Source organism: Tsukamurella serpentis (genome assembly GCF_054780975.1).
In genome coordinates this window covers 67,177-87,849 of the sequence record NZ_BAAGVH010000008.1, presented here as the reverse complement: position 1 = coordinate 87,849, position 20,673 = coordinate 67,177, and the positions used below count along the sequence as shown (strand labels likewise).

Annotated in this window: 23 protein-coding genes; 7 read left to right on the top strand and 16 right to left on the bottom strand. The window is 68.2% G+C overall.

Going from position 1 to position 20,673, the window contains the following annotated elements; all coding sequences use genetic code 11:
• Positions 1-891, bottom strand: an 891-nt coding sequence (locus ACYVHG_RS14970; protein ID WP_461168271.1) for an enoyl-CoA hydratase/isomerase family protein, incomplete at its 3' end; no start/stop codon positions are given.
• A gap of 31 nt (positions 892-922) precedes the next feature.
• Positions 923-2,131: an acetyl-CoA C-acetyltransferase gene (locus ACYVHG_RS14965; RefSeq protein ID WP_461168270.1), complete on the bottom strand. Its 1,209-nt coding sequence runs from the start codon at positions 2,129-2,131 to the stop codon at positions 923-925.
• 111 nt (positions 2,132-2,242) lie between these two features.
• On the opposite strand from ACYVHG_RS14965, the gene ACYVHG_RS14960 reads away from it, so the two are divergent.
• Complete coding sequence (locus ACYVHG_RS14960; RefSeq protein ID WP_461168269.1) at positions 2,243-3,829, top strand: AMP-binding protein; 1,587 nt, start codon at positions 2,243-2,245, stop codon at positions 3,827-3,829.
• Between the two features lie 22 nt (positions 3,830-3,851).
• Here ACYVHG_RS14960 and ACYVHG_RS14955 read toward each other — a convergent pair whose 3' ends face one another.
• The gene (locus tag ACYVHG_RS14955) at positions 3,852-4,778 is read right to left on the bottom strand and encodes an oxygenase MpaB family protein (RefSeq protein WP_461168268.1); all 927 of its coding nucleotides are present in this window, start codon (positions 4,776-4,778) and stop codon (positions 3,852-3,854) included.
• A 131-nt stretch (positions 4,779-4,909) separates the two neighbouring features.
• Between ACYVHG_RS14955 and ACYVHG_RS14950 the strand changes: the two genes are divergently transcribed.
• Positions 4,910-6,103, top strand: a complete 1,194-nt coding sequence (locus ACYVHG_RS14950) for a TetR/AcrR family transcriptional regulator (protein WP_461168267.1) — start codon at positions 4,910-4,912, stop codon at positions 6,101-6,103.
• A gap of 36 nt (positions 6,104-6,139) precedes the next feature.
• Here ACYVHG_RS14950 and ACYVHG_RS14945 read toward each other — a convergent pair whose 3' ends face one another.
• The 12 genes from ACYVHG_RS14945 to ACYVHG_RS14890 are packed head-to-tail and all read right to left on the bottom strand — an operon-like array spanning position 6,140 to position 16,235.
• The gene (locus ACYVHG_RS14945; RefSeq protein ID WP_461168266.1) at positions 6,140-7,009 is read right to left on the bottom strand and encodes an oxygenase MpaB family protein; all 870 of its coding nucleotides are present in this window, start codon (positions 7,007-7,009) and stop codon (positions 6,140-6,142) included.
• Entirely contained in the window at positions 7,006-7,209 is a 204-nt protein-coding gene (locus ACYVHG_RS14940) for a hypothetical protein (protein ID WP_461168265.1), read from the bottom strand. Before ACYVHG_RS14940 ends, ACYVHG_RS14945 begins: the two co-directional genes overlap by 4 nt.
• Positions 7,209-7,424 (bottom strand): hypothetical protein, encoded by a 216-nt coding sequence (locus ACYVHG_RS14935; protein WP_461168264.1) that lies wholly within the window; start codon positions 7,422-7,424, stop codon positions 7,209-7,211. Before ACYVHG_RS14935 ends, ACYVHG_RS14940 begins: the two co-directional genes overlap by 1 nt.
• Positions 7,425-7,454: 30 nt before the next feature.
• Complete coding sequence (locus ACYVHG_RS14930) at positions 7,455-8,186, bottom strand: hypothetical protein (protein ID WP_461168263.1); 732 nt, start codon at positions 8,184-8,186, stop codon at positions 7,455-7,457.
• A gap of 28 nt (positions 8,187-8,214) precedes the next feature.
• Complete coding sequence (locus ACYVHG_RS14925) at positions 8,215-9,174, bottom strand: MlaD family protein (protein WP_461168262.1); 960 nt, start codon at positions 9,172-9,174, stop codon at positions 8,215-8,217.
• Positions 9,171-10,211: an MlaD family protein gene (locus ACYVHG_RS14920; protein ID WP_461168261.1), complete on the bottom strand. Its 1,041-nt coding sequence runs from the start codon at positions 10,209-10,211 to the stop codon at positions 9,171-9,173. The genes ACYVHG_RS14925 and ACYVHG_RS14920 overlap by 4 nt, the downstream gene beginning before the upstream one ends.
• Positions 10,208-11,323, bottom strand: a complete 1,116-nt coding sequence (locus tag ACYVHG_RS14915; protein ID WP_461168260.1) for an MlaD family protein — start codon at positions 11,321-11,323, stop codon at positions 10,208-10,210. Before ACYVHG_RS14915 ends, ACYVHG_RS14920 begins: the two co-directional genes overlap by 4 nt.
• Positions 11,317-12,360, bottom strand: coding sequence for an MlaD family protein (locus ACYVHG_RS14910; protein ID WP_461168259.1), 1,044 nt, complete (start codon positions 12,358-12,360; stop codon positions 11,317-11,319). Before ACYVHG_RS14910 ends, ACYVHG_RS14915 begins: the two co-directional genes overlap by 7 nt.
• A gap of 11 nt (positions 12,361-12,371) precedes the next feature.
• Positions 12,372-13,391, bottom strand: coding sequence for an MlaD family protein (locus tag ACYVHG_RS14905; RefSeq protein ID WP_461168258.1), 1,020 nt, complete (start codon positions 13,389-13,391; stop codon positions 12,372-12,374).
• Positions 13,392-13,393: 2 nt separating this feature from the next.
• Complete coding sequence (locus ACYVHG_RS14900; protein ID WP_461168257.1) at positions 13,394-14,455, bottom strand: MlaD family protein; 1,062 nt, start codon at positions 14,453-14,455, stop codon at positions 13,394-13,396.
• Between the two features lie 4 nt (positions 14,456-14,459).
• Positions 14,460-15,317, bottom strand: a complete 858-nt coding sequence (locus tag ACYVHG_RS14895; protein WP_461168256.1) for an MlaE family ABC transporter permease — start codon at positions 15,315-15,317, stop codon at positions 14,460-14,462.
• 3 nt (positions 15,318-15,320) lie between these two features.
• Complete coding sequence (locus tag ACYVHG_RS14890) at positions 15,321-16,235, bottom strand: ABC transporter permease (protein WP_461168255.1); 915 nt, start codon at positions 16,233-16,235, stop codon at positions 15,321-15,323.
• A gap of 202 nt (positions 16,236-16,437) precedes the next feature.
• Between ACYVHG_RS14890 and rpsF the strand changes: the two genes are divergently transcribed.
• The 4 genes from rpsF to rplI all read left to right on the top strand — a co-directional run bounded on the left by rpsF (position 16,438) and on the right by rplI (position 18,086).
• Positions 16,438-16,722 carry a 30S ribosomal protein S6 gene (gene rpsF, locus ACYVHG_RS14885; protein ID WP_461168254.1) on the top strand — a complete coding sequence of 95 codons (285 nt, stop codon included), beginning with the start codon at positions 16,438-16,440 and terminating at the stop codon, positions 16,720-16,722.
• 26 nt (positions 16,723-16,748) lie between these two features.
• Positions 16,749-17,282 carry a single-stranded DNA-binding protein gene (locus ACYVHG_RS14880; RefSeq protein WP_461168253.1) on the top strand — a complete coding sequence of 178 codons (534 nt, stop codon included), beginning with the start codon at positions 16,749-16,751 and terminating at the stop codon, positions 17,280-17,282.
• A gap of 82 nt (positions 17,283-17,364) precedes the next feature.
• Complete coding sequence (rpsR, locus tag ACYVHG_RS14875; protein WP_068526176.1) at positions 17,365-17,622, top strand: 30S ribosomal protein S18; 258 nt, start codon at positions 17,365-17,367, stop codon at positions 17,620-17,622.
• Between the two features lie 14 nt (positions 17,623-17,636).
• Complete coding sequence (gene rplI, locus ACYVHG_RS14870) at positions 17,637-18,086, top strand: 50S ribosomal protein L9 (protein WP_461168252.1); 450 nt, start codon at positions 17,637-17,639, stop codon at positions 18,084-18,086.
• An 82-nt stretch (positions 18,087-18,168) separates the two neighbouring features.
• Here the strand turns inward: rplI and ACYVHG_RS14865 are convergent, their stop codons facing one another.
• Positions 18,169-18,705: a hypothetical protein gene (locus ACYVHG_RS14865; RefSeq protein ID WP_461168251.1), complete on the bottom strand. Its 537-nt coding sequence runs from the start codon at positions 18,703-18,705 to the stop codon at positions 18,169-18,171.
• 541 nt (positions 18,706-19,246) lie between these two features.
• Between ACYVHG_RS14865 and dnaB the strand changes: the two genes are divergently transcribed.
• Positions 19,247-20,647, top strand: a complete 1,401-nt coding sequence (gene dnaB, locus ACYVHG_RS14860; protein WP_461168274.1) for a replicative DNA helicase — start codon at positions 19,247-19,249, stop codon at positions 20,645-20,647.
• The last annotated feature ends 26 nt before the right edge of the window (positions 20,648-20,673 follow it).

Genomic DNA, 20,673 nt, shown 5'->3' with positions numbered 1-20,673 from the left:
CGCCTTGATCATGTTCTTCGACACCTGACCGGTGGCCAGCTTGGTGAAGTACCGGGACTCGATCACACTCGCCGTGTCGAAGTCCACCAGTGCCCCTTCGACTGCCGCGGCCATGATGGCGCGCGGCGCCGGCATCGGTGCGCCCTTGAGCTGTTTACGCAGGTTCGCCGGGAACGCCGGCAGGTTCGCGGCGACGGCGGGGGAATTCGGAGCGCCGCCGGGGATCTTGTAACCCTTGACGTCCCAGGGCTGCACGCCGCCCTCGGGGTTCGCGGTGATCCAGGCCTTCGCGGCCGGGATCAGCTCCTCGACGGTGTCGACGACCTCGTGGACCAGGCCCACCTCCTTCGCCTTGGTGGGCTTCATCCGCGGACCCTGCAGCAGCACACCCATCAGTGCGCCCTGCAGCCCCAGCAACCGGACGGTGCGGATGATCCCGCCGCCGCCCGGGAGCAGGCCCAGAGTCACCTCGGGCAGACCGATCTGCGAGCCCCGAGCGTCCGCCGCGATCCGGTGGTGGGTGGCGAGCGCGATCTCCAGGCCACCACCGAGTGCGGCACCGTTGATCGCGGCCACCACCGGCTTGCCGAAGGTCTCCAACCGGCGCAGAGTGCCCTTGAGGGCCACGCCGTTGTCGAAGACCTGCTGCGCCTGCTCGGGAGTGGCCTGGCGGATCAGGTTCAGGTTTCCGCCCGCGAAGAAGGTCTTCTTCGCCGACGTGAGGACCACGCCGGTGATGGAGTCCTTCTCCGCCTCCAGACGGTCGACGGTGGCGTCCATCGAGGTCCGGTACAGGTCGTTCATGGTGTTTGCGGAGCTGGTGGGATCGTCCATCGTCAGTACGACGATGCCGTCGGCGTCCTGCTCCCAGCGGATCATGTTCTCAGCCATGTCGTGTTGTCTCCGTAGTCTTTTCGGCCGGTCAGAGGCGCTCGATGATGGTGGCGATACCCATGCCGCCGCCGATGCAGAGGGTGATCAGGCCGTAGCGGCCACCGGTGCGCTCGAGCTCGTCGAGCACGGTGCCCACCAGCATGGCGCCGGTCGCACCCAGCGGGTGACCGAGCGCGATCGCACCGCCGTTGACGTTGACCTGCTCACGGTCGAGCTTGAAATCCTTCATCCACTTCAGCACCACCGACGCGAAGGCCTCGTTGAGCTCCCAGACGTCGATGTCCGCGGGGGTCAGTCCGGCCAGGGCGAGGGCCTTCTCGGTGGCCGGGGTGGGTCCGGTGAGCATGATCGTCGGATCGGAGCCGGTGACGGCGGTCGAGACGATCCGGCCGCGCGGGGTCAGGCCCGCCTTCTTGCCACCGGCCTCGTTGCCGATCAGCAGCAGCGCTGCACCGTCGACGATGCCGGAGCTGTTGCCGCCGGTGTGCACGTGGTTGATCTTCTCCACCGTGTAGTACTTCTGCAGGGCCACCGCGTCGAAGCCGCCCATGGCGCCGATCCCCTCGAACGCGGGCTTGAGCTTGCCGAGGCTCTCCGCGGTGGTGCCGGGGCGACGGTGCTCGTCGTTGTCGAGCACCGTCAGGCCGTTGATGTCCTTGACCGGTACCACGGACTTGGCGAAGCGTCCCTCGTCCCAGGCCTGCGCGGCATTGGCCTGTGATTGCGCGGCGAAGGCGTCGACATCGTCGCGGGTGAAGCCCTCGATGGTGGCGATCAGATCGGCACCGATGCCCTGCGGGACGAAGTAGGTGTCGTAGTTGGTGGTGATGTCCTGGAACATGGCGCCGCCGTCCGAGCCCATGGGCACTCGCGACATCGACTCCACACCACCGGCGAGCACCAGCTGGTCCCATCCTGAACGGACCTTCTGCGCCGCGGTGTTTGTGGCCTCCAGACCGGAACCGCAGAACCGGTTGAGCTGCACACCGGCGACGGTGTCCGGCAATCCGGCGACCATGGCCGCCGCGCGCGGAATCACGCCTCCCTGATCGCCGATCGGGGTGACGACGCCGAGCACGATGTCGTCCACATCCGCCGGATCGAGGCTCGGGAATCTGTTCTTGACCTCGTCGATCAGGCCGACCACCAGGTCGACCGGCTTGGTGGCGTGCAGCGAGCCGCCGCGCTGCTTACCGCGCGGCGTGCGGATGGCCTCGTAGATGTATGCGTCGGACACTGTCTTCCTTCCATGGTGTGCGTCTCTCCGGATTATCACAAGTGAATCACTATTCTCTAACTTTCAGCGATTCGACCCAAGGAGAACATGTTCTACAACACAATCGCATACATGACTCGAGAAGAGAACATCGCCTGGTACCCCCGCACCGAGGAGCCGCGCAGCTCCCAGCGCAACACCTGGAACAACCATGTGCGCAACCACGCCGTCATGCGCGGCGATCAGCCGGCGCTGAAGTATCAGGACTCCACCCTCACCTGGGCGGGACTCGCGGACCGGGTGAGCACTCTCGCCGGGGCGTTGGCGCACCGCGGAATCGGATTCGGCGATCGCGTCCTGGTGCTGGGACTCAATCGCCTCGAATACGTCGAAGCGGTTCTCGCAGTCACAGCGCTCGGCGGCATCGCGGTTCCGGTCAACTTCCGGATGGCTCCGCCCGAGGTCGCCTTCCTGGCCCAGGACACCGCCGCCAGCGCCGTCGTCTACGAGGCGCCCTTCGATCCGCTGATCGCCGCGGGCGCCGCCGCCGGAGCAGGGTTCGGCCTGCGCATCCGGTTCGACGGTGCCGACGAGGCCTCCGGCGCACTCGGGTACGAGGACCTGATGTCCGAGGGCCGTACCGCGCCGGTGGTCGACGTCCCGGAGGACTCGCCGGCACTCATCATGTACACCTCGGGGACCACCGGCCGGCCCAAGGGCGCGGTACTCACCCACGTGAACATGACGGCCCAGGGCTTCAACAACCTGATCGCCCCCGGATCGGTGGACACCGAGGCGGTGGGTGCGGTCGCGGTCCCGCTGTTCCACATCGCCGGTTTCGGGGTGCTGTCCTCGGCGTTCATCGCCGGCACCACCTCGGTGATCTTCCCGCTCGGCGCTTTCGACGCCGCTCAGACCCTGGACGCGCTCGAACGCGAGGGCATCACCACCATGTTCATGGTGCCCATGCAGTGGCAACTCGCGGTGGCCGAACAGCAGGCCCGTCCCCGCCGGCTCAGGCTGCGGTACGTCTGGTGGGGCGCCGCCCCCGCGAGCGAGACCCTCCTGCGCGCTCTGGTGCAGACCTTCCCCGAGGCGACCATCTGCGCCGTCTTCGGCCAGACCGAGATGTCGCCGGTGACCTGCGCGCTGGCCGGTGACGACACGCTGCGCAAACTCGGCTCGGTCGGCAGGGTGGTACGCACCGTCGCCGCCCGGGTGGTCGACCCGGAGGGCCGCGACGTGCCCCGCGGCGAGGTCGGAGAGATCGTCTACCGCGGGCCGAATCTGATGGCGGGTTACTGGAACAACCTCGATGCCACCCGCGCCGCCTTCGACGGTGGCTGGTTCCACTCCGGCGACCTGGTGCGGATGGACGAGGAGGGCTTCGTCTACATCGTCGACCGGGCCAAGGACATGATCATCTCCGGCGGCGAGAACATCTACTCGGTGGAGGTGGAGAACGCCGTCGCCGCGCACCCGTCGGTGGTCGAGGTGGCGGTGATCGGCAGGCCCGACGAGACCTGGGGAGAGGCGGTGGTGGCCGTGGTGCAACTGGGCGAGGGGGCCGAGCCGCTGACGGTGGACGCGCTCTCCGAGTTCCTCACCGATCGGATCGCCCGCTACAAGCACCCGCGCGATCTGGTCGTGGTGCCGGCCCTGCCGCGCAATCCCGCGGGCAAGGTCACCAAACCCGTGTTGCGCAAGGACTTCGGCTGAGCCGCCGCAGCGCGGTCGGGCGTCAGATCAACGGGCGCCCGAATCTCGCACGCAACCGGGTGTCGGCCAGCAGCAGGCGATAGGGAAGGCGTCGCAGCGCCGGCGGTACCAGCCGGTCGGCCGCGGCCACCGCCTGCCAGAACCGATCGAACCGGCGCTGGTCGCGTGCGGTCCACTCGATCTGCATCGCCTCGCGGAACCGGGGCGCCAGGAAACCCGCCGTCTGGAAGCGGGAGAAGCCGCGCAGCGGACGCGGCACCGCGCCGACGAAGGTGAGGTCCACCAGTTGCCGGAGGTAGTCGCGGGTCTCGCTGGTGGGCTGCACTTTCCGTTCGCAGAGTTCGATCCACCGGGCGTCGAACTCGGCCGGAGTGGCCGGCCACATGTCCGGGTGCACCTGCAGGGTGGTGCCCAGCGGCGCCGAATCGCGGTAGAACAGCGCACGCTGCTCCGGGCTCATCCGCCCGCGCAGCAATTGGTGGGTGTCCTCGAATCCGACATACAGGCACATCGCGACCCACAATTGCAGTTCGCGGTCCATACCGTTGTACTTCACCGGGCTCGTCGCCGTCGACTGCACCTGGCGGTGCGCGCCGTCGACCGCTTCCCGGTAGCGACGCCTGTCCTCGGCGTCGCCGAGCACGGCAACCGCCAGGTAGGTGAACGTGGTCCGGGTGCGCTTGACCGGGTGACGGTACAGCGCACCGGATTCCACCCGGGACTCCATCACCCCGTAGGCCACCGGTGTGTTGAGCAACTGCATCACCACGTTCGCGGGCCCCGCCACCGCGGAGGGCGCGTCCATCGAATCCGCGAACACCGTGAGCGTCTCGGCGGGCCGCTGCGCCGCCGTGATCGCGATCCGGTAGCCGGCAGCCACCGGGTCGGTGTGCGGCTTCGGTTGTGACCGGACGTGTGCATCGGTGACAGGTGTTGCGCTGCGGGTCATGCCGGTTCCTCCGGTGAAGTTCCTTACCGAAACGGTATGTGAATGTTCGTTTACTTAGTAGGCTCGACGGTACACCGCGATCGGGCATGCGTCAGCGAGTAGTCTCGATGCGGAGCGAGAAGGAGTGGTAGGTGACGCAGGCGAAGCGGAAGCGGCCGAAGGATCGGCGCGAGCAGATCGCGCGAGTGGCCGCCGAGGACTTCTCCCGGCGCGGGTACCACGGTGTCGGCATCGAGGAGATCGCGGCGAGCCTGGATATCAGTGGCCCCGCGGTGTACCGGCACTTCCCCAACAAGTACGCGCTACTCGAACACGCCATCACCACCGCCTCGGACGCGCTGACCGCGTCCGTCGACGAGGCCGCCGAGCGCACCGCGGGCCGGCCCGCCCCCGAGCGGGCCGATGCGATCATCGGCGCCGCCCTCGCCGTCGCCTTCGAGCGGCGCAACACCGGCGGGCTGTTCCGCTGGGAGCAGCGCCTGCTGGAGCGCGAGGACCGCGCCCGTATCCGGAATCAGCTCACCGAGATGGTGGGCACGTTCGCAGAATCGGCTCAGGAGATGCTGCCCGGGGTCGATCGCGCCGAGGTCGAACTGCGGTGCGTCGGCGCGGTCAGCGTCACCGGCAGCGTCACCGCTCACCGCACGGTGCTCGCGCAGAAGCGGGCCGAGGCCGCCCTGGCCGGTGCCGCTCGGGCCGTGCTCGCGCTCCCCGAACCGGTAGTGCCCTACCGGGCGGACCCGGGCGGCCAGCAGGAGCTCGACGGTGGCCGGCAGGCTCAGGTGCTCGACGAAGCGATCGGCCAGATCTTCGAGCACGGCTTCCACAACGTGAGCATGGGCCAGATCGGACGCGCCGCGGGCATCGTGCCCTCGGGCATGTACCGCTACTTCCCGAACAAGGCCGGAATCCTGGTCGGAGCATTGGACCGTGCCGCCGAGGCCACCGCCCGGATGATCGACGAGGTCGCCGCCGCGCACCCCGAGCCGGTGGCCCGGCTCGCGGCCCTGGCGCAGTCGTACGTGCACCTGTCCTTCCGCGCTTCGAAACTGATGACGGTGTACTTCCGGGAGATCGGCAACGTCCCCGACGCCGACCGCAGCCGGTTGGCGAGTATGCAGCGTGCCAACGTCGCGGCCTTCGCCGACGCCGTCGGCGCGGTGCATCCCGAGCTCAGCGCCGCCGAGGCCACCTTCCTGGTGCACGCCGCGTTCGCGGTGGTCTTCGACGTCGGCCGTACCCGCCGCTTCGACCCGGATCCGGCGTTCCAGGCGCAGCTGTACGCGATGGTCTGCGCGGTGCTGTTCTCCGGACCCGGAAACTGAACCACTCGAACCCGAACCGTCGGCCCGGAGACGCGGTCAGAGAATCGGCTTGCCGGCCTTCATCCGGTGCCGCAGATCCGTCATCAGCGCATAGCTGCCGCCGAAGCGCAGGAACCGCGGGATGAACCGGTTGACGAAGCCGAGGAACGAGAACAGATTCTCGAACCGCCGCTGATCGGAGGCCGTCCAGGCCACGCCCAACTGCTCACGGAAGTGTGGCGCGAGGAAACCGATGGTCAAGAACCGAAGCACGCCTCCGAAGACGAACCGCGTGGGACGGTTGATCATCCGCAGATGCAGCAGATCATCGAGGTACGCGGCCACCGGCTCGTCGAGCCGCGTCCGGGCACACGCGCCCACCCAGTACTCGTCGAACTCGTCCCGCGTGGCGGGCCACATCCGGCGTGGCACCTGCAGTGAGGTCGCCAGGACCGACGCCGACTGGTAGAAGCTCTCCCGATGCCGATCCGGAAGGCGTCCGTGGAGCAGCTGGTACGAGTCCTCGAAACCGATGTACAGGCACGCAGCGACCCACAATTGCAGGTCGCGGTCGAAGGCGTTGTACCGCACCGCCGAATCCGGTCCGGACCGGACCCGCCGATGCGCCGCGTTCACCGCTTCTCGGAACGCTTCCACCTCCGCGTCGTTTCCCAGGATCGCGACAGCGAGGTACTGCGTGGTGGTCCGCGCCCGCTTCCACGGCCGGTGCATCAATGAGCCGGAATGCACCGTCGGCTCCACCACGCCGTGCCCCACACCGGGATTCATCATCTGCATGGCGACATTGGCGGCGGCTCCGCCGAACGACCAGAAGTCCAGCGCGTCGGTCACCGCCGGCTCGCGACGGGCGGTGCGGCTGTGCGTGCCCGGGACCGGGATCCGGATGTTCTCCACGGTGAGGGTCATGGTGTCTCCTTGGGCGGTTCGATCGTGGCGAGCTGGTCGTAGAGCAGCCTCAGGCCGAGGACGACCGCCGTGATCGCAGCGATGACCATCCCGATCAGCGCGAGCCAGGCGACGACTCGCACCGCTGCCGGAACAGTTTGTCGCCCAACGAGTATCTTGACGTATTGGACCACCAGATCGATGATCCACACCAGGGCCATCACCGCATCGTCACATTCGTGAAGATCAGGACGGGCCAGCACACGATCGCGCCCAGGAACGAGACGAATCGTTCCGTGGGGTCGAGTGCACCGAGATGATCGGTGTGGGTAGCCGACCACACCACCCCGATCAGCAGGTACGGGATACCGATCAGGATGAAGAACCCGATGAACTCGGAGACCTTCATCTCGTAGTCGAGGAATCGTCGGAGCATGGATCGTCCTAGCTCAGTGCGGTGTGTGGGTCAGTTCGGGAGCGCCGGCGGCGGAGGCAGTTCGGGCACCGTCGGCGGTACGACGGCGCCGGGTGCGGGTGAGCTCGACGGCGGTGCGGGAGCGCCGCCCAGACCGCCGAGTACCGCATTCGGATTCGCCGAATCGCCCACCTCGGTGATGATCCAATCCCGCCCACGATCCAGGGTCACCCCGTACGCGGTGGTGCTCACCGTGCCCTGCGGGGCCTGTACGTTCTGCGAGGAGACGTCCACCGCCACCTTCACCGTGTAGATCCCGTTGACCTCCGAGGTGACCTTCCCGAACAGGGCCTTGCCGGTGGTGGTCATCCGCAGCGGGGGCAGCACCTCCCGCATGGTGTCGGCGATCGCGTCGAACTTCTTCCCCAGTTCCGGGGTCACACCGGTCTTCATCGCGTTGAGCCACGGGGTCAGGTCCCGGTAGTCCATGGTGGCGGCCTTCACCGCGTAGTCCGCCGCGATCTGCTCGGCCCTGGCGCGGTCGGCGTCGGCGGCACGCTCGGAGCGCAGCGATCTGTGCTGCAGGAACAGCAGCACAGACAGCGCGAGCACCGCCACCACCAGTACCGTCACCAGCACCGTCCTGACCACGTGGGCCGCGGCGGGCGGCCCGGACGGAGCGGCGGGCCGGTCCTCGGTGCCGGGGTGCGGGGTGCCGGCGTCGGCGCTACCGGCATCGGAGACGTCCGGGGCGGTTCTTCCGTGCTTGTCGTCGGCAGCCATGGTGCATGCCTCCTTCACGTTCGATGTCTCATGGGCGGGGGAGGGTGAGGGTCACCCGGGCGGCGCCGTCCGGTCCGGCGAGTTGCAGCGCGTTGCTCAGCAGGGTGCTCAGGTCGATCTGTGGGACGGTGCGGTTGAGTGCGGAGAAGATCGAGATGAACGGCCCCCCGGTGGTGGCCAGCGCAGGTAGGAGTTCGTCCAGGTACGGCTTCAGCCGCATCAGGAACGGATCGATCGTGGTGATGAACGGAGTGGGCGCATCGAGCGTGGTGACCATGCGGAGCACCGCGTCGACGGCGCCGCGCACCACCGTGGACGTACTGCGGAACTCGGTGCCCACGGCGGCCAGCGTGTTCGGCGCCCAGGCGAGATCGGCGGAGTAGATCTGAGTGTCGGCGAACATCTTCCGGATCGCCGGCATTCGGGCCAGGACCGTCGCGCTGAGCAGTTCGCCCGCCCTGCCCAGGGTCTCCAGTTGACTCTCCCGGCCGGCGGTGGCCCGCCACCCGGTCTGCACCAGGTCGGCGACGGCGCCGCTGTCGGCGGTCCGGTTCAGTGCTGCGAGCGCCGTGAAGACATCGCTGATCGACCGTGACTGGGACACCGCCGAAGCGGGAACCACAGTGCCGGAGGTGAAGACGGGACCGCCCGAGGTTCTCGGCGAGACTGCGATGTACGGCTCACTGAGTGCACTGAGTTGTTCCACCGCGAGTGCAGAGTCCACCGGAATCCGGTACTGCGACGGGTACCGGACACCGACCTCGACACCGTCGACCGAGGGACGCACATCGGTCACGCCACCGATCCGCACTCCGCGCAGCAGGATCGGCGACCCGGGGGAGAGCTGGCCGGTGTGCGGTAGCCGCAACGACAGAGTGGTGTACTGCACGCCGGGCCGCAGGCCCATGTATCCGTGCAGCAGGATGAACAGGCCGATCACCAGGACCGCGGTGAAGGTCACGACGTTGACCAGCAGTTCCTTCCTCACTTCACCGCTCCGATCATCCGCATCGCGCGCACCGCCTGCTCGGCCTTCTCCGCCGTGGGCACCCCCGGCCCGTCGGAGACCTTCGCGATCGTGACCTTCGGGCCCTTCTCGACCCAGGGGATGATGGTGTCGCGGAGAAGGTTCCGGAGGTTGATCAGATTGTCCGGGCGGGTGGCGCCGACCGGCCGGTCCAGCAGCAGCAGTGGCGTGACCACCTGTGTCAGCAGTGCCGCGAGATCACGTACGGCGGGGGTCAGGGGTGCCGCGTTGCGGACCACCGGGGCCAGTCCGGCGAAGACCTCACTCACGCGGGAGGTCTCGTTGATCACCGCCCAGCGCTTCAATCCGGCGGGCGAGAGGTACGCGCCGATCAGCTCACGTTGTGCCACTACCGCATCGGTTACACCGACCACCGAGCGCAGTGCGTCGTTGAGCGATCTGGTGTCGTTCGCCCACGCCAGCACGGTGGTCGAGAGGTTGTCGGTGATCGTGCGCGTGCGCGCGGGATCGTCGGGGAAGGCGGCGTCGATCCGATTGACGGTGTTGCCCAGTTGTGCGACACCGCCGCTGCCCAGGAACCCGGACAGGCTGACCATCAGGTCCTCGATCTGATCCGGTGGCCGGGTCTGCGACAGCGGGATCACACCGCCGTCGCGCAGTGGGCCCCTCGTGGAGGTGGGCGCGCTGGTCAGCGCGATGTACACGTCACCGAGCAGGGTGTCCTGCCGCAGTTCGGCGGTGGTGTCCGCCGCGATGGTGGCCGGCTCGGTGACAGTCACCGTGGCCACTGCCCGGTCGGCGTCGAGACGGACCGAATCGAGGGTGCCGACGATGCGTCCGTCCAGCCGTACCTGCGCCTGGTCCGGCAGGTTCAGTGCGTTCGCGAACTCCACTCGCAATTGCCAACCGGAGGCGAAGGAGGCCGGTGCGGGCAGAGTCGCCGGGCTCGCACCGCGCACCCCCACGACCGCGAGGAGCAGTACGCCGATCACGATCAGGATGCGGGCCGAGCGCCCGCGCAGCGGATTCGCGTTCATCGCGCCGCCCCCGTTCCACGGAGCACCGCCGAGATCAGATCCACTTCGATGCGACCGGGATCGACCACCCGGCACTGGCCCGGTGCGATCCGGTTCACGTTCGCGCAGGTCAGATCCGGGTTCCGCGCCACCATCGTGGTCGGCGGCGGGGTGTACCCGATCTTCAGGCCGAGCGTGCGCTGATCGAACGAGACGTTGAAGGCGTCGATGAGCGGCGGCAGGAAGCCCAGCAGATCGCCCCAGTTCCTGACCCCGGCGCTCACCAGGCGCGAGACCGGGATCACGGTGTCCAGGACCGGCCACAGGTTGTGCCCATAGTGCGAGATCAGGTCCCGGAGCATCTGTCCGATCGGGATCAGCGCGTTCGCCAGCGTCTCGGTGGTCCGGGCCGTCGGCGTGATCGCCCCGGCCAGTCCGCCCGGGGTGTTGGTCAGCAGTCGCTTGAGCGGGTCCCAGTTGGAGGTCATACCACCGGTCAGGGACGAGACCGAGTCGATGGTCCGGCCCACGTCACCGATACCCGGACCGGGATCGTCGAGCAGCGCGGCGAGCCCGTCGATGACACCTCCTATGTCCGGACCGGTGCCCTTGGTGGCGGTGGCCAGTGACTTCACCGACTGCTCGACCTGGGCGGCCTGCTTCGGGCCACCGTCGACGGTGATCCGGGTGGCGAGATCACCGATCGTGGACAGGCTCCGGCTCAGCGACTGCGGGGTCCGGGTGTCGGTGAGACAGGCCCCGGGGCCCAGCGCGGGCCCGGCGCTCTTGGGGTCGATCAGGGCCAGCTGGCGAGAGGCGATCAGCGAGGCTGCGACGGTGACCGCGCCGGTGTTGGTGACGACGGGCTGATCGGCGTCGACGGTGAACTCCACCCGAGCCGAGGAGGGTTGCGGGGTGACCGCGGTGACCCGCCCGATCGGCACCCCGAGGCGAGTGACCGGGTTTCCCACGTACAGACCGATCGCGTCGGGCAACAATGCGCAGTGGGAGGCCTGCGGCTTGTCCGGGGTGCGCGCGCGGTACAGGGCGCCGGCGATGAGTACCGAGACCACGGCGATCGCGATGGCTGTGACCAGCCATTTCGATCCCAGGATGCGGTTGTGGATCAGCACGGTGCCCCTTCCATGGGGATGCAGTACTGGGAGGAGATGGTGGGCACCGAGGCGTCGAAGACGATCGTGCCGTCGGGCTTGACCGACGACTGCAACCGGCGCAGGATTGCCATTGCGTCGTCGATCATCTGCTGGTACTTGCCCAGCAGGCCGCCGATCTGTTGGGTGATGAGGTTGAACTGCGCCTCCATCGACGCCAGGTTCTCCTGGTAGAACCCGGCCGGCGGTAGCAGTCTCTGAAGCACCAGATCCAGTGCGGCCATGAACCGTTTGTATCCGGCCACGTTCAGCCGTGCGGTGGAGAAGTACACGTTGAGGTCCCGCATGATCGCGGTCAGCGCGTCACCGTTGCGATCGACCTCTCGGGAGTACTCCGAGAGAGTCTGTACGAACCCGCCCACCTGATCCTTCTGCCGGGAAAGGCTCTGCACCACACCGGACATCGTGGTGAGTAGTCGCTTCATCTGCCCGGGCCGGCCACCGGTGGAGCGTTGGATCTGGGCCAGCGTCTCCCGCAACGGGGTGGGGTCGATGGCGCGGATCTTCGGCTCGGCCTGTTGGAAGGTCTGGACCAGGCTGTACGGCAACCGGACCCGCGCCGGCGGAATCACCTTCGCGCCCAGCGGCTCGCGGCCGATCGAATCGATGTCCACGAAGTAGCCGCCGACACCGGTGAGCATCTTCACCGCGACCCGTGACTGGTCCCCGATGTGCACCGATCGCCGGACCTGCAACTGGACCTTCACGCGGTCACCGTCGAGTCCTACGCTGCGTACCGATCCCACCGAGACGCCGGCCACGCGGACGTCGTCACCGGAGCGCACCATGCCCGCCTCGGGGAAGTCCGCGCTGATCGTGGTGGTCCCGATCGGACGGATCGCGAGCACTGAACTGGCGATCAGTACGGCAAGGGTCACCACGATCCCGATCACGCCGAACAGCAGTTGCCGCGACCGGGAACCGGGTACGGCCCAGAACTCCTCGATACCGGAGACGAGTCGGACCGCGAGACCGTGCCCGTCGCGCAGTACTCTCACCGGAACCGACATTACCTGCGGCACAGCGTCACCTTCGATCCGCGGAGGAAGATCTGGATGTTCGCCGGCAGGCTCGCCTCGCCGCGGGTGCAACCGGTGGAACCGCCCGGTGGGGGCAGGCGCTGTTGGGTGAGTGCGGCGAACAGCCCGGGTAGCAGCGCGGCGAGGTCGACCAGGCTCTGCAGGCGCGGCAACTCGGGCCGGGCCAGCTCCAGCCAGGTACTGCCCGTGGTGTGCAGGCCCGCGCCGCGCAGCAGCGAGTCGGCTGCGGCCATCAGTTCGGCGCCCTGGTCCGAGAGCACGGTGACCGAGGGTGCGGCATTGCGCAGTACCTGGGCGGTACTGGTGAGGTAGCCGATCACTGTCGGCAGGGTGGTGGATCTGCCGCCGAGCGTCCGGTTCATGGCGTCGAGATTGCGCACCAGCGTCTGCAGCAGTTCGGAGCGGTCGTCGGTGAAGCGGCTCAGCGTGTCCAGGGCGTCCATCAGTGGACCGAAGCCGGAGCCGTCGCCCTCCACCACTGCGGCGATGGACCGCACGAGGTGGTTGATCTGTCCGGGGGACATCGCCGCGAGCACCGGTTGCAGTCCGTTGAAGATGGACGTGACATCGAACGAGGGCACCGTCCGGTCGGTACCGATGGTGGTGTCCGGGCCGATCGGGGCGGCCGTGGCATCCGACGGTGACAGGTCGAGGTACCTCAGGCCGGTGAGGTTCTGGAAGCGGATCGACAGCGTGCTCGCCGTGGTCAGTCGCTGCGCGCGGTCGACGGTGAACCCCACCCGGGCCAGCGTGGCGAGGGCACCGTCGTCCTGAGCCAGGGTCACCGATTCGACCTTGCCCACCTGCACCCCGAGCAGGCGGACGTCGTCGCCCGGCCGCAGGCCCGAAGCGTTGGTGAACACGGCGGTGTACGGCGACTGCGCCGCGGTCGCCGGCCGGGTGAGCGCACGGAGGGTGAACGCCCCGCCGATCGCCACCAGTACCACGAAGATCAGCAGCAGGATGCCGGGGTGACGAGTGCTCCGCACGACTACCGCCCCCCGGGAGGGGTGACGCTGAGCTCCGGCAGCGGCGGCAGCGCCGAGGTGATCGCGGGGAACTGCTGGAAGGTCACGTCCAGATTCAGTACCGGACCGGATCCGTTGTCGGGCATGGACCGTCGAACCCTCTCGATCAGTTCTTCGAGCTGTCGGCCGTTGCGGGCGGCGTCCGGCATGGAGGCCACGGTCCGGTTCGCGAGCTCTCGCACCGGAATCAGGACCTCGGTCAGTGCGGTCGTGTTCGGTGCACCGAGCAGGCTCGCCACGACCGGCAGTGTGGTGGTGACCAGACGGTCGATGGTCGCGGTCTGGGCCTTCGGGTAGCCCGGGACGTCGGGCCCCTTCCACTCCCACAGCGTCTGCAGACCGGGCAGCACCTTGGTGGTGGTGCGATCGAGTGCGCCGAGGGTGGCGGCGATGGTGGGCAGGGTCTGCGCGGTGGGCACCCGCTGGGTGTCGGCATTGGCCTCGGCGACGGCGCCGACAGCACCGATGAGCGGCAGGAACAGTCGGGTGGTGGTATCGGCCTGGGCCAGCAGCTGCGACATGTGCGGGCGCAGCCCCTCGCGTTCGAGTGAACTCAGTGAACGCAGCAGCGTCGACATGGTGCCGTCCTCCGGGGTGGAGCGCGGCTCGAAGGAGGCGCCGTCGGCCAGTGCCCGGCCCGAACTCGACGGAGTCAGGGCGACCACGGTGATGCCGAAGGTGTTGCCCGGGGTGAACGCGACCGCGACCGAATCGGTGACCAGTTCGTCGGCGGTGCCGTTGAGCGCCATGGCGACACCGAGCCTGCCGGAGCCGCGGTCGGTGATCGCGGTGACCCGACCGATCCGCAGCCCGTCCATCTGGACCGCGGTGCCCGGGACGACTCCCGGCGCGATCGACCGGACCACCAGGGTCAGGGACTTGTCGGCGGTGGCCCAGAGCGCACCGGCGACGGCGAAACCGGCCACGGCGAGCGCGAGTGCCACCAGCGTGGCCAGGCCCCGGCGCACCAGGAGCGGGCCCGTGGTCGTCATCCCGGGGACCGGGGTGATCCAGTTCTGCGTCACCGCTTCACCCCCGGAACACCAACTCGCTGTTGACTCCCCAGATCGCGATGGTGAGCAGCATGTCGAGGACGACGATGGCCACCATCGAGGCGCGGACCGCACGCCCGGAGGCCACGCCGACGCCCTCCGGCCCGCCCGAGGCGAAGAACCCCTGGTAGCAGTGGATCAGGATCACCGCGGCCAGGAAGACGACCACCTTCCCGATCGACGCGATCAGGTCGGACGGGGTGAGGAACTGCCGGAAGTAGTGCTCGTAGGTGCCCGCGGCGTCGCTCTGGGACAGCGCGACGATGGTGCTCGAGGCGAAGAAGCTCACGATGATCGCGATCAGGAAGACCGGGACGATCGCGATGACACCGGCGATGATGCGTGTGCTCACCACGAAGGAGATGGCCCGCAGTCCGAGCGCTTCGAGGGCGTCGATCTCCTCGGTGATGCGCATCGCGCCGATCTCCGCGGTCATCCGGCAGCCGGCCTGCACCGCGAAGCCCGCCGCGGCCAGGATGGGCGCGAACTCGCGGGTGTTGGCCAGTGCCGCGATCACACCGGTCAGCGGGCCCATGCCGAGGAGGTCCAGGGTGGCGAACGCCTGGACGGCAACGGTGCCGCCCACGGCCAGGCCGAGCACCACCATCATCAGCGAGGTGCCGCCGCCGACGATGACGGCGCCGCGCCCCCAGGTGAGATCGGTGACCGTGCGGACGGTCTGCTTCGGGTAGGAGCGCAGCGCGTGCGGGATCAGGGCGATCGCGGTGACCGCGAACGAGACCATGTGCCCGAGTCGCGCGAGCAGGGCGCGCAGACCGTCGTAGGCGGTGCCGGCGGCCCGGAAGCCGGGGGGCCGGTAACGGGTGATGGTCACGTCTCAGCCCACCCGCATCGGGAAGTAGGACGTGTAGATCTGCGTGAGCGCGAAGTTCAGCACGATGATGCCGACGGTGGAGACCACCACCGTGGTGTTGACCGCGTCCGCGACACCGCGCGCCCCGCCGCGGGCCTCCAGTCCGTGCTGGCATCCGATGACCGCGATGATCAGACCGAAGATCGCCGACTTGATCAGCGAGAAACCGAAGTCTCGGGTGGTGGCGTAGGCGCCGAAACTGAGCCAGTAACTGCCTGCGGTGACACCCTGCCCGAACACCGCCAGGTAGTAGGCCGCGCCGATACCGACGACGATGATGAAGGTGCACAGCAGCGGTGCCACCAGTGCGGCGGCGAGCATCCGGGGTACCACCAGGCGACGGACCGGGTCGATGCCCATCACCCGCATGGCGTCGACCTCCTCGCGGATGGTCCGGGAGCCGAGGTCGGCGGCGATCGCCGAGGCTCCGGCGCCACCGAGCAGCAGCCCCGCGGCCAGTGGCGCGGCCTGCTGGATCACCGTCAGCCCGCTCGCGGCACCCATCAGTGAGCCCGCTCCGATCTGCTGCACGATGCTTCCCACCTGAATGGTGACGATCACGCCGAAGGGCACGGCCATCAGGAAGGCGGGGACAGCGGTGACACTGACCAGGAACCAGGACTGGGTGATCACCTCACGGATCTGCGCCCGCCCGCGCAGCAGGTCGGCGAGCAGGGCGACGGTCGAGTTCAGGACCAGTTCGACGGTGCGCCCCAGGGTTCGGACCGGGCCGAGGGCGTTGTCGTCGAGGTTGCGGCGGAGGGTGGCGACGGTGCCGGGCCGTGCGGTGACGCCGGAGGGCACAGCGGAAACGGTGGGTTCTGAGGGCACGGGCGGCGCAGGGGCGGTGGGGTTCGCGTCGGTCGCGTGCTGCGGCATGGTCGCCCTCCTTCCACCCGACATGTTAGGGAACGTTCTCTATCTCCGTACGGGTTTTCGGCAGATGCGCCGGGGTTCGCGGGCGTGCGCTGATTTCGCAGGTGGGGAGCACTGGGGTACTCTGAACCGGTTGCCGGACCGGCAACACTCCTGCCGCGGAGAGTCCGCGGCCGCATAGTCCATAGGAGGAGGCGAAAAGCCCATGCGTAATTACGAACTGATGGTGATCCTGGATCCGAGCCTGGATGAGCGCACCGTCGCACCCTCGCTGGAGACCTTCCTGAACGTGGTCCGCAAGGACGGCGGATCGGTCGGGAACATCGACATCTGGGGAAAGCGCCGCCTGGCGTACGAGATCTCCAAGAACTCCGAGGGCATCTACGCGGTGATCGATCTGACCGCTGAGCCTGCCACCGTGAGCGAGCTCGATCGTCAGCTGAAGCTGAACGAGTCGGTGCTTCGCACTAAGGTGCAGCGACAGAACTAGTCGCACACGAAACCAGGGAGAGAACCATGGCAGGCGAGACGGTCATCACGGTCATCGGAAACCTCACGGCGGATCCGGAGCTGCGCTTCACCCCGTCCGGGGCGGCCGTGGCCAACTTCACCGTCGCGTCCACGCCCCGCACCTTCGACCGGAACACCAACGAGTGGAAGGACGGCGAGGCGCTGTTCCTGCGCTGCAACATCTGGCGTGAGGCGGCCGAGAACGTCGCCGAATCGCTCACCAAGGGCACGCGCGTCATCGTCTCCGGCCGGCTCAAGCAGCGGTCGTACGACGATCGCGAGGGCCAGCGGCGCACGGTCGTGGAACTCGAGGTCGACGAGATCGGCCCCTCCCTGAAGTATGCGACGGCCAAGCCGACGCGCACCCCGCGCGGCGGTGGCGGCGGCGGTTTCGGTGGCGGCCAGCAGGGCGGCGGTGGCGGTTACAGCCAGTCCGCTCAGCAGGCTCCGCGCCAGAACCAGCCACAGGACGATCCGTGGGGCAGTGCCCCCGCGGCCGGGAACAACTTCGGCGGCGGCAACGACGATCCGCCGTTCTGATCCCGCATCGAACACCGTGATCGGCGCGTGAACCCCGAACACCGGGAGCGCCCGGAAGACCTCATCAAGGAGTACCAACACCATGGCCGGTAAGGGCAATGGCCGGAAGGTGCGCGTCGAGAAGGCCGTCAAGGCCAAGGCGTGCACGTTCTGCAAGGAGAAGAACACCAAGATCGACTACAAGGACACCACGCTGCTGCGTCGGTTCCTGTCGGAGCGGGGCAAGATCCGCAGCCGTCGCGTGACGGGCAACTGCGTTCAGCACCAGCGCGACATCGCGATCGCCGTCAAGAACGCGCGTGAGGTGGCTCTGCTGCCGTTCACGTCGACGACCCGCTAAGGAGGGATGAAGAAATGAAGCTCATCCTCACCGCCGACGTCGACAACCTGGGCGCCCCCGGCGACACCGTCGAGGTCAAGGACGGCTACGGCCGCAACTACCTGCTGCCCCGCGGCCTGGCCATCGTGGCCACCCGTGGTGCCGAGAAGCAGGTCGAGGGCATCCGCCGCAGCCAGGAGGCCAAGCGCGTGCGCGGCCTCGATCACGCCAACGAGCTCAAGCAGGCCATCGAGGGCCTCGAGAGCGTCTCGCTGACCGTGAAGACCGCTGAGTCCGGCAAGCTGTTCGGCTCGGTCACCGCAGCCGACGTCGCCGCCGCGCTCAAGGCAGCAGGCGGCCCCGTCGTCGACAAGCGCAGCATCGAGCTGCCCGAGGGCCACATCAAGTCGACCGGGTCCTTCCCCGTCGTCGTGGTCCTGCACCCGGACGTCCGCGCGAAGTTCGCGCTCACCGTCTCGGCGTAAGTCCCGCAGTACGCCAGGAGCCCCCATCGCCAGCACGGCGGTGGGGGCTCCTGCGTGTTCGGGGGTGGGAGGGGGATGCGGATCAGACCGCGATGGTGCCGACGCACGGCGTGCTGGTCTGAGTGCCGATCCACTCAGTGCCCGCACCCGCCTTGATCACCACGTTGAAGGTGACCGATCCCTTGCCGGTGACGATCGGAGTGTCGGCGAGCGTGGGGAGCGGGCCGGTGCCGCGCAGTTTGGCGCTGCCGAACTTGCCGCTGGTGGTGTTGTTCCAGGACAGCGTCGCGGTGGAGGCGAACTGGCTGAGCACCAGGTCGCGGGCTCCGGCGTTGCCGGTGGCGCCGACCCGGATCGTTCCGCTCTCGGTGACGCTGGCGGTCACCTTCCAGGTCAGAACGTCACCGCCGAGCACGAACATGGGGTTCGGGCTGGTGCAGGTCGCCGTTGCGGTGGCCGGCTTCGGTGCAGGTGCAGGTGCAGGTGCAGGGGCAGGGGCCGGAGCCGGAGCCGGAGCCGGAGCAGGGGCGGCGGCGACCAGGCCGGCCGAGCAGACGGCGGCGGCTGCGACAGCGACCGCGACGCCGGCAGTGCGAGCCGAGATCGTGGAGGTGTTCAATCGGGCGTCCTTCCGCGTTGCTGAGTGCAGCCTCAGACTACGTCCTGAGAGTGCGATGAGACAGCTGAGTTCGACCTGGCGGATGCAAAGGTGCAGGTAGTGGCAGACGTCTTCGGACGGCGTCCGACAACGTCAGCTGGTTTTTCACCCCGAGGTGTCCTGCGGTTCACCCACGACACGCCCGAATGTCAGATCAGTGCGACACGCGGAGCAATCTTGTTCCACAGGAGTGTGGGACGTCCGAAGGGCGGTGACCAGGGAGAATGTCGTGTCCGATTCGGTGTCTCCACAGGTTTTCCCCATCGGTCCACACCGGCGTCCCCACCGTGACCTCGCATCGTGCACAGGCGCTCCACAGATCGGTCCACAGTCGGGCTTTGCGCCCGGCGGCGCAGGGCCTAGCGTTCACGGGCATCGCCGGGCGCGGGTACAGAGGGCCGGAAAACCTGTCGGCCCGTAGCGATAGACATGCAACACAGGAACCAAGACCAGCACGTCCCATCGGGGCGCGGCGGTCGCGAGGAGAGGCGGTCGGGTGTCGATCACGGACGAGCAGGAGTTCACCCCGAGCGCCGCCGACCGGGCGGAGCCCACCTCGTCCGCGCCCCCGGCTGAGGACTTCGGCCGTCAGCCCCCGCAGGACATCGCCGCCGAGCAGTCGGTGCTCGGGGCGATGATGCTCTCCAAGGACGCCATCGCCGATGTGATCGAGGTGGTCCGCCCGGGTGACTTCTACCGCCCTGCGCACCAGTCCGTGTACGACGCGGTCCTCGATCTCTACGGCGCCGGAGAGCCCGCCGACGCCGTCACCGTCTCGGCCACCCTGGACCGCAAGGGCGAGCTCAAGCGGGTCGGCGGCGCGCCCTACCTGCACACCCTCATCTCCACCGTGCCTACCGCCGCCAACGCCGGCTACTACGCCGAGATCGTCGCCGAGAAGGCCATCCTGCGGCGGCTGGTGGAGGCCGGGACCCGCATCGTGCAGTACGGCTACTCCGGGTCCGACGGCGCCGATGTCGCCGAGGTCGTGGACCGTGCACAGGCCGCCGTCTACGACGTCACCGAGCGCAAGGCCTCCGAGGACTACGTGGTCCTCGAAGAACTGCTCCAGCCCACCATGGACGAGATCGACGCCATCGCCTCCCGTGGCGGTGTCAGCATGGGGGTGCCCACCGGCTTCACCGACTTCGACGCGCTGACCAACGGCCTGCACGCCGGTCAGATGATCATCGTCGCCGGCCGGCCGGGTGCCGGTAAGTCGACGGTAGCGCTGGACATCCTGCGCTCCTGCTCGATCGCCAACGGTATGGCCGGTGCGCTGTTCAGCCTGGAGATGAGCAAGACCGAGGTGGTGATGCGCCTGCTCTCCGCAGAGGCGCGGATCAAGCTCGCGGACATGCGCTCGGGCAAGATGACCGACGACGACTGGACCCGCTTGGCGCGCCGGATGTCGGAGATCTCCGAGGCGCCGCTGTTCGTTGACGATTCCCCGAACCTGACCATGATGGAGATCCGGGCCAAGGCCCGCCGGCTCAAGCAGCGCCACGATCTCAAGCTGATCGTGATCGACTACCTGCAGCTGATGACCTCCGGTAAGAAGGTCGAATCCCGCCAGCAGGAGGTCTCGGAGTTCTCCCGCCAACTCAAGCTGCTGGCCAAGGAGCTCGAGGTGCCGCTGATCGCCGTCGCGCAGCTCAACCGTGGCCCCGAGCAGCGGACCGACAAGAAGCCGCAGGTGGCCGATCTCCGTGAGTCCGGCTCGCTGGAGCAGGACGCCGACATGGTGGTCCTGGTGCATCGGCCCGACGCCTACGAGCGTGACGATCCGCGTGCCGGTGAGGCCGACTTCATCCTCGGTAAGCACCGCGCCGGCCCCACCGCCACGGTCACCGTCGCGCACCAGCTGCACTACAGTCGCTTCGTGGACATGGCGAAGGGCTGATCCTGCGCGCCCGGTGAGGAGTGCTC

Bases quoted from the DNA above. Each gene is read 5' to 3' on its own strand.
- ACYVHG_RS14960 (WP_461168269.1), top strand. From the start codon at position 2,243: ATGACTCGAGAAGAGAACATCGCCTGGTACCCCCGCACCGAGGAGCCG.
- ACYVHG_RS14955 (WP_461168268.1), bottom strand. From the start codon at position 4,778: ATGACCCGCAGCGCAACACCTGTCACCGATGCACACGTCCGGTCACAA.
- ACYVHG_RS14945 (WP_461168266.1), bottom strand. From the start codon at position 7,009: ATGACCCTCACCGTGGAGAACATCCGGATCCCGGTCCCGGGCACGCAC.
- ACYVHG_RS14940 (WP_461168265.1), bottom strand. From the start codon at position 7,209: ATGGCCCTGGTGTGGATCATCGATCTGGTGGTCCAATACGTCAAGATA.
- ACYVHG_RS14935 (WP_461168264.1), bottom strand. From the start codon at position 7,424: ATGCTCCGACGATTCCTCGACTACGAGATGAAGGTCTCCGAGTTCATC.
- ACYVHG_RS14930 (WP_461168263.1), bottom strand. From the start codon at position 8,186: ATGGCTGCCGACGACAAGCACGGAAGAACCGCCCCGGACGTCTCCGAT.
- ACYVHG_RS14920 (WP_461168261.1), bottom strand. From the start codon at position 10,211: ATGAACGCGAATCCGCTGCGCGGGCGCTCGGCCCGCATCCTGATCGTG.
- ACYVHG_RS14890 (WP_461168255.1), bottom strand. From the start codon at position 16,235: ATGCCGCAGCACGCGACCGACGCGAACCCCACCGCCCCTGCGCCGCCC.
- rpsF (WP_461168254.1), top strand. From the start codon at position 16,438: ATGCGTAATTACGAACTGATGGTGATCCTGGATCCGAGCCTGGATGAG.
- ACYVHG_RS14880 (WP_461168253.1), top strand. From the start codon at position 16,749: ATGGCAGGCGAGACGGTCATCACGGTCATCGGAAACCTCACGGCGGAT.
- rpsR (WP_068526176.1), top strand. From the start codon at position 17,365: ATGGCCGGTAAGGGCAATGGCCGGAAGGTGCGCGTCGAGAAGGCCGTC.
- rplI (WP_461168252.1), top strand. From the start codon at position 17,637: ATGAAGCTCATCCTCACCGCCGACGTCGACAACCTGGGCGCCCCCGGC.